The following is a 7130-nucleotide window of genomic DNA, read 5'->3' on the forward strand; positions in this document are numbered from 1 at the left end:
ATCAATGACGTGTTGGATATCCCTGAAGATCAGACATGATCGATTGTCTTCAAGAGCCTTCGTTCGACTACCACTTCGGGATAAGTGACAGTCTCGTCACATGGATGGCTGACCTTAGCGAGTAGGAAACATCGGAACCATAATCGTGAATGGGTGATGTGCGGTGAATGGATGACCTTCTGCGAAAGTCTGAATATCGGCGAAGTGCGGCTCGATTATTGCCATTGAGAGATGACGAATCAAGAGATCCCCAACGACTTCTGCACAGTTGTCTGTGTAGTGGCATTCGTCGTGACAAAACCGATTGTGACACGACAGCATCCAACTTGAGCGCGGACTTCGCCCTTTTTCTCATGCAGCTTTCGTTGGCGTTTGCTTTCCCCTCGGTTCGCTCAGACGTCGCGTCGTTTCAGTCTGCTGCTTCCGACGCGCTGCGATGACAAACCATGCCCCGGCCCCGGCAAGCGCCAGCGCTGCGACGACGGCGGCGAGGACTCCAGCACCCGTTGTTGCCATGGTGGATTCGAGGGACTTCAGGGGGGAGGAGTCGGCTGCCGAGGAGGGGGAGACGGTGGACGTGGTCGCCACCGGCGCGATCGTGCCTGCAGTTCCACCCGTCATGGATGCGGCCGTATCCTTCGTACCGGTGCCGGTTCCCGAGCTCGCTGTCCCGGTCGTGGAGCCAGAGGATCCTGACCCCTTGGCGATCGCTCCGTTGATGGCGGCGATGACCGTGTCCAGCTTCGCCTTCGCGGCAGCCAGGGCATCCTTCGCCTTGGTCAGCGCCTCGTGCGCGGTCTCCGCGGTCTGTTCGGCCTGCTTGAGAACCGCCTGCGCCTCGGCAAGCGCCTCCTTGACGGATTCCAGCGTCTGCTTCGCCTGAGCGAGTCGTGCCTGCGCGTCCGCGACGATCTGGTCGCGCACCGCGTCCGCCTTGGCCTTCGCGTTCGTCAGGGCGGTCTCCAGATCGGCGAGCTTCGTCTGAGCGGTGGACAGCGCCTGGGAGATGCCGCTCTTCACGGCTGCCACCGTGGTTGCGGCGATGGCCCGGTTCAGCGCCGCAATGGTGGCCTGCGTGCTGGTGATCTGGGACTGCAGCTGCGACACCAGTGTCTCGGCCTGCTTGACCTGCGTGTTGTCGGCAAGGGAGGACTCCGCATCGTCAAGGTTCTTCTGGGCGTTGGCGACGGCCTGCTGAGCCGATGTCATGCGGTTCTGGGCTTCGGTGACCGTCGTCTGGGCGGCCGTCTTCGCCGCATCAGCGGAATCGGCCTTTGACAGCGCCGTGGCATAGGAGGATTCCGCCTCGGCGACTGTCTGCTGAACCTGGACGAGAGACTGCTGCGACGAACTGGTCGTTCCCGCCGCGCCCACCAGGGTCGGGCTGACGGCCATCGCCGTCGCTGCAGCGCATAGCCACGCGACGATGAAGACCCAGATCGACTTCCTGGAATATCTGACCATATCCCCTGACTTTCCGCGGTGCCCGATCCGTACCGTCTTATCCGTGCGTTAGCCGTACACCCCGCCATCCCCATCCTAGCGCCGGAGTCGTCGCTGGGCATGAACGGGAAGGCTCAAGGCGACGGCTTCGGAAAACGAGCGCCGAATGGGAATGGACATATGCGGCCCACGCGATGTCGGTTATGGACAACGACGGCCTTCTGACGGGTAATCAAGAGAATCGACGAGCACGAGGGGTGGAAAGGACGGGAACAAGAACAATGAATCGAGGCGACGAAACACAACGAACGGGGAGGACACACTCAAAGGAGTGAAAAGCGGCTTATGAGGGAAGAGGAAGGCCCCGGGGAGAGAAGAGGGGGAAGAACCGGGGCCTGAAACAAAGTATGAGGCGCCCTGATGTGCGTGCGATTGGGATTTCGTCGGAGCCGTGTCGGCATTGGCTGAGGGATTGATGGGAGCCGGTGTTCTCACAACTTCTGGGATGGGCTTCGTCTTGTCTGTGTCTCATCCTGACTATCCTTGAGGTGGGGATGGGCTTCCGGTGCAATCGCGATTCGATGCCCGGATAACCATCTCCGGTCATAACCGTTATGACGATTCGCGCCATATCCGGCGCCGTCATCGAGAAGGGAGTCCGCAATGAGCGCTGATTCGACAGTTTCCGAAGATTCCTCCGCCGGCATCCCGGCGAAGGCCGAGAAGAAGGACGCTTCTCGGAAGGACGGCAATGACTTCCTTCATCGCATGGTCGCCGAGGCCATCGGCACCCTTCTTCTTGTGGCGGGCGGCGTCGGCACCGCGATTTTCGACGCCACCTTCCCCAGTTCCAGCAGCAACATCGTCGGCGTGGGGCATCTGGGCGTCGCCCTCGCCTTCGGTCTGACCGTCATCGTGGGCTGCTACGCCTTCGGCCCGATCTCCGGCGGGCACTTCAACCCCGCCATCACGCTGGGCCTCGCCGCCGCCGGGCGGTTCCCCTGGAGCGAGACCGCCGGCTACATCATCGCCCAGGTCATCGGCGGCATCCTCGGATCCTCGCTGATCGCCCTCATCGCCTCGTCGAATTCGGCCTTCTTCTCCGCCGCTCTCTCGAGCGGCTTCGCATCCAACGGCTATGGCGCGCATTCGCCCGGCGGCTTCGGCATCGGCGGCGCCATTGCCGTGGAAATCGTCTTCACCGCCATCTTCGTACTCGTCGTCCTCGGCACCACAGCGCGCGTCGGATTCACAGGCTTCGCCCCTCTGGCCATCGGTCTGACGCTCACGCTCATCCATCTGATCACCATCCCCATCGACAACACCTCCGTGAACCCCGCCCGTTCCATCGCGGCCGCGGTGTACGGCGGCGGCTGGGCATGGAGCCAGCTGTGGGTGTTCATCGTCTTCCCGATCGTCGGCGGTCTGCTCGCCGGCCTCCTGTACCGCCCGTTCTTCGGCGCAAAGTACACCACGGCCTGACGATTCCCCCATGACCTACGGAGCATGTTTCGGCGACGTCGTCGGCGCACCTTCGGAGTTCTCCGGGGCGCCCCGAGACGTCGCGACGATGGAGCTGGCGCGCAGCGACTACGACTGCACGGACGACAGCATCCTTACCTGCACGGTGGCGAAGGCGCTGACGGACTGGGATGGCAGGGACGATGACGCCTTCGTGGAGCTGCTGTCGCGCCGTTTCGTCGTGGATGTCCATGACTATCCGGGCGTGAGCTGGGGCACACGTTTCGTGGAATGGGCGTTGGCCGGCGGCCGCGGCTCCTACGGCAGCTTCGGCAACGGCAGCGCCATGCGCGTGAGCCCTGTCGCCTGGTGGGCGTCCGACGAGTCAGGGGTGCTGCGTCTTGCGCGGCTCACCGCGCTGCCGACGCATTCGCATCCCGAGGGGATCCGGGGCGCGCAGGCCGTTGCGCTCGCCGTCTTCATGGCCCGCATGGGCTCCTCCAAGCAGAAGATACGCGCCGCGCTGGAAGCCCGCTTCGATGGAGACGACGGTGCCTTCCCCTACGATCTGTCCCGCAGCGTCGATGACATCGTCGCGTCCGGATATGGAATCAACGAGACCTGCCAGCATTCCGTTCCCGAGGCCCTGTGCGCCTTCTTCGATGACTCCAGCGTCGACTATGAGTCGACGCTGCGCAGCACGCTGCGTCTTGGCGGCGACGCGGACACCCAATGCGCCATGACCGGCGCCATCGCGGAGGCCATGTTCGGCATGCCCGAAGGCTACGAACAGAACGAGAGGGAGAGGCTGCGTCGCGTCGGTCTTCTGGATCGTCTTGAGGCCTTCGAGAAGGCGTGCCCGGCGTATCGGGATCGACGTAGGACGTGAATCCGGCGCGGCGGGCCTGGTGACCATAGGCCGCTTGCGATGTGCTCGCGGCCTGCCTGCGGCGCTCCCAGGCCGCCGCCATCCGTTGGTGTCCTCTTCCGTTGTCCTCCCTGTTCCTGTCGGTCCGATCTCGGGTCATCGGCGGGTCATCGGCGGGTCGTCGGCCTGATTTCATCCGTTCGGTCCGGATCGGTTCGTTATGTCCGATGTCATGGGTGGATAGAAGAGGACCCCCGGCGTTCACCGGGGGTCCTCGCTGCGTCAGAGGCAGGTTCGATGCCGACATCCTTGACCAGGACGGCGGCCGCCGATCACAGGTGGTCGACGCGCTCGACGTCAATGAGGACGGCGAAGGCCGGATCCTTCTGCCCGTTGTTCTTGGCCCATTCGACGGCCTCGTTGTAGATGGCGGTGCCGGGGGCATACAGATGCGGGGTGCCGAAGAAGCGGTAGCCGGTGTGGTGGGGAAGGTCGACCGCGAGAACGATGATCTTGGATCCGTTCTCGAGGTTCTTCAGGGTCTGGCGGGCGGTGCGCTCGTTGTAGATGATGTGAGTGTCGTCGTAGCTGCGCAGCGACCCCTTGGGGCCGATGTCCGGGGTCCCGTCGGGGTTCACCGTGGCCTGGATGGCGAGATTGTCGTCCAGGACCTTCTTCGCTTCGGCGCTGATCGTTACACTCATTCCGTGCTCCTTCTGGTTGGTCGGGATTGATTCCGAGTCGTCGACGGAACGGTGCTGAAGGCCTTGCATCATCCTGTGTGCAGTGGGCTTCGCAGTTGCGGAAGGCCTCCCGGTTCCCATCCTGTCTGGTCGTCGCCCATGTTACTCCCAAAATGAGAGTGAGTCGGGGCGTTTCCCTGTTATCCGCCCTTGGTGAATCAGTGGGCGGTTCCCCTCTCCTCTCTTCCTCTCTCTCGCATAAGCGAGTTCTCATGGTCGTTGCATGCCGGGTGCTCCTCCGTTGCAAGCGTGAAAAGGAAGAGGCCCGGCCGAAGCCGGGCCTCTTCCTGGAGAGAGAAGAAGGGTTCAGTTATGGGGCTTCTGAGGAAGTCTCGCCGGCTTTCGTCGACAGTTCATAGATAACCAGCCGAAGGTTGGCGCTTCTATGGCGTTCTCTGGAAATTCCCTAGGATTTCATTCGCCGTTCCCTGACGCGAGAAGGGCCGGGGCAAGGTCGCACCGAATCATCTCGCGCGTTTGCCCCTTCATGATGAGAGAGAAGAACGTGACGAGAGAAGAGGGGGAGAGAGGGGCGCGGCGGTTGGGTCGACCTTGAGGTCAGACACAGCCGCCGCGCTGGACGATGGTCGTCTTCGCCGCGGCGGAATCCGCCGCCATTCCCTCCGGTTCCGTGTTCGCTGGGCGTCTGGTTCGCTTCGTTGGGCGGTCTGTTGCGATTCTGGGCGGGCTTCTTCTGGGACCGAAAATTCCGCAAACCAGAAAGGGCGATTTTCCGCGGAACTTCTTTGATGGGATTGTTCGCGTAGCCACCCACTCTGCTTCAATCTGCCCAACGAATACGGGTGGCCTCGCCGGCGACGGTCCGATTGGCGTCCCGACGGACGCCTAACGGTCGCTTAGCGGACGATCTTGAAGCCGCCGGTCCACGGAGTCTGGTTCGTCACGCCGAGAATGATCTGCATGGCGCCGATGCCCTCGAGATAGGCGGCGCGCTTGAGCGGGCCGGCATCCAGGACGCGCAGGCCACCGGCGGTCACGAAGTCGGAGACGGCCCTCTTGGCGTCCTCGTCATCCGAGGCGAGAAGCACCGTGGTCGGGGCGCCGTCGTTGACGCCGCTGGCGAGGGTGGCGGCGAAGGTGGTGTTGAAGCCCTTGACGACGGTTGATTGAGGAAGCCTGGAGGCGAGCTCCTCGGCGGCGGAGCTCACGCCGGCAGGCAGGGCAAGGTCGAAGGTACCGAAATCGAGCGGGTTGCTCACGTCGACGACGGTTTTGCCGGCGAGCTGCGATGCGTAGGTCGCGAGCACGTCGTTGAATGCGGGGTAGGGGAGCGCGAGAACGACGATGTCGCCGGTGATGGCGTCCCCGTAGGTGACGGCGGTTGCTCCCTCGACGGCGCTGGCCTTGGCCGCGTCCCGATCGATGACCTGGACGGAGGCCCCGGATCTTACGGCGATTCCGGCGACGGCCGATCCGATGTTTCCTGCTCCGATGACGGTGATGCTGCTCATGATTGTCCCTTCGTGTTATGCCGTTTTCCGGCATGTGCCGGATGTCGCTCCGGTCCCTGTCGCGAGCCGAATCGGGAATCTGCCTCCACAACCGTGGAAGCTGATTCCAATCTCTCGTTTCGAGGTATCCGTTGCGTCGGTACTGACTATACATCGAATCGAGATATAGCGAAACGCGGCGTGTCGTTTCGAGGTATTACAATACAAACATGAGCCTCATTGAAACGATGATCCTGGGATTCCTCTCCGAGAAGCCCATGTGCGGGTACGAGCTGCGCAAGAAGATGGAACAGCTGCAGGGATACGCCCGCGCCTTCAGCGACGGCGCCATATACCCTGCCACGAAGAGACTTGCCGAGGCCCGGCTCATATCACAGCGCGACGAGATGCGCGACGGAAGGCAGCGGCGAGAGTTCGCGCTGCTCGATGCGGGCCGCGACCGGCTCGTTGACACCCTGCGTGAGACGAAGGGCTTCGACGTCACCGACTCCAACAGATGGTCGGTGGTGCTCACCTTCCTTGCGGTCGTTCCGGGCAAGGCCGACCGTGACGCCGTTCTGCGTCGTCGTTACGACTATCTGAGCCAGACCTCCGTGCATTTCTTCTACTGTGATTCCGGTCGTGCCCTGGAGTCCAAGGAGATCGGCGACCCGTATCGTCGCGGAATCATCGCCCTGCATGACGTGCAGGTGGCCGCGGAGCTCGACTGGCTGGGGGACATGCTTGGCGCCGGCGTGTCGGAGGAGTCGCTCGGCATCTGAAACGACGGTGTTGGCGACGTCTCGCGTCTACGCGCGTTGAGGCTTGAGAACCCCCTATAAGAAACCTCTATGGCTCCCGGCTTGGGTGGGCGCACCGGGCCGTCCTAGGGTCGCAGAAGAGCGGTCGCCAGATGGCCGCGCCGAGACCCAGCGGGAGGTGCGACATGACGAGATTCAATACCCAGCTGGTCCACGGGTGTCCGGTGAACGACAACACCACCGGAGCCGTGAACCCGCCCATCTACAATTCTTCGACCTATGCGTTCGAATCGGTCGACTCCATGCCCCGCTGGGACTACGCGCGCAGCGGCAATCCGACCCGTGAGTTCCTTGAGAAGCAGATCGCGCAGCTTGAGCACGGCACCCGCGGCTTCGCGTTCTC

The 7130-nt window shown here is 62.9% G+C and carries 7 protein-coding genes; 4 read left to right on the plus strand and 3 right to left on the minus strand.

The window, feature by feature from the left end; translation table 11 throughout:
- Positions 1–351: 351 nt before the first annotated feature.
- Positions 352–1464 (minus strand): hypothetical protein, encoded by a 1113-nt coding sequence (locus RWX87_RS06180; protein ID WP_314688683.1) that lies wholly within the window; start codon positions 1462–1464, stop codon positions 352–354.
- Between the two features lie 642 nt (positions 1465–2106).
- Here RWX87_RS06180 and aqpZ point away from each other — a divergent pair.
- Positions 2107–2925: an aquaporin Z gene (gene aqpZ, locus RWX87_RS06185; protein WP_314688684.1), complete on the plus strand. Its 819-nt coding sequence runs from the start codon at positions 2107–2109 to the stop codon at positions 2923–2925.
- 10 nt (positions 2926–2935) lie between these two features.
- Positions 2936–3793 carry an ADP-ribosylglycohydrolase family protein gene (locus RWX87_RS06190; protein WP_314688685.1) on the plus strand — a complete coding sequence of 286 codons (858 nt, stop codon included), beginning with the start codon at positions 2936–2938 and terminating at the stop codon, positions 3791–3793.
- A gap of 311 nt (positions 3794–4104) precedes the next feature.
- On the opposite strand, the gene RWX87_RS06195 is transcribed toward RWX87_RS06190, so the two are convergent.
- Positions 4105–4476 (minus strand): pyridoxamine 5'-phosphate oxidase family protein, encoded by a 372-nt coding sequence (locus tag RWX87_RS06195; RefSeq protein WP_314688687.1) that lies wholly within the window; start codon positions 4474–4476, stop codon positions 4105–4107.
- 896 nt (positions 4477–5372) lie between these two features.
- Positions 5373–5987, minus strand: a complete 615-nt coding sequence (locus RWX87_RS06200; protein ID WP_314688690.1) for an NADPH-dependent F420 reductase — start codon at positions 5985–5987, stop codon at positions 5373–5375.
- A gap of 209 nt (positions 5988–6196) precedes the next feature.
- On the opposite strand from RWX87_RS06200, the gene RWX87_RS06205 reads away from it, so the two are divergent.
- Both RWX87_RS06205 and RWX87_RS06210 read left to right on the plus strand, forming a co-directional pair.
- Positions 6197–6748 carry a PadR family transcriptional regulator gene (locus tag RWX87_RS06205; protein ID WP_314688692.1) on the plus strand — a complete coding sequence of 184 codons (552 nt, stop codon included), beginning with the start codon at positions 6197–6199 and terminating at the stop codon, positions 6746–6748.
- Between the two features lie 164 nt (positions 6749–6912).
- Positions 6913–7130, plus strand: a 218-nt coding sequence (locus RWX87_RS06210; protein WP_314688694.1) for a PLP-dependent transferase, incomplete at its 3' end; no start/stop codon positions are given.

The organism is uncultured Bifidobacterium sp. (assembly GCF_963540075.1).
GTDB lineage: Bacteria > Actinomycetota > Actinomycetes > Actinomycetales > Bifidobacteriaceae > Bifidobacterium.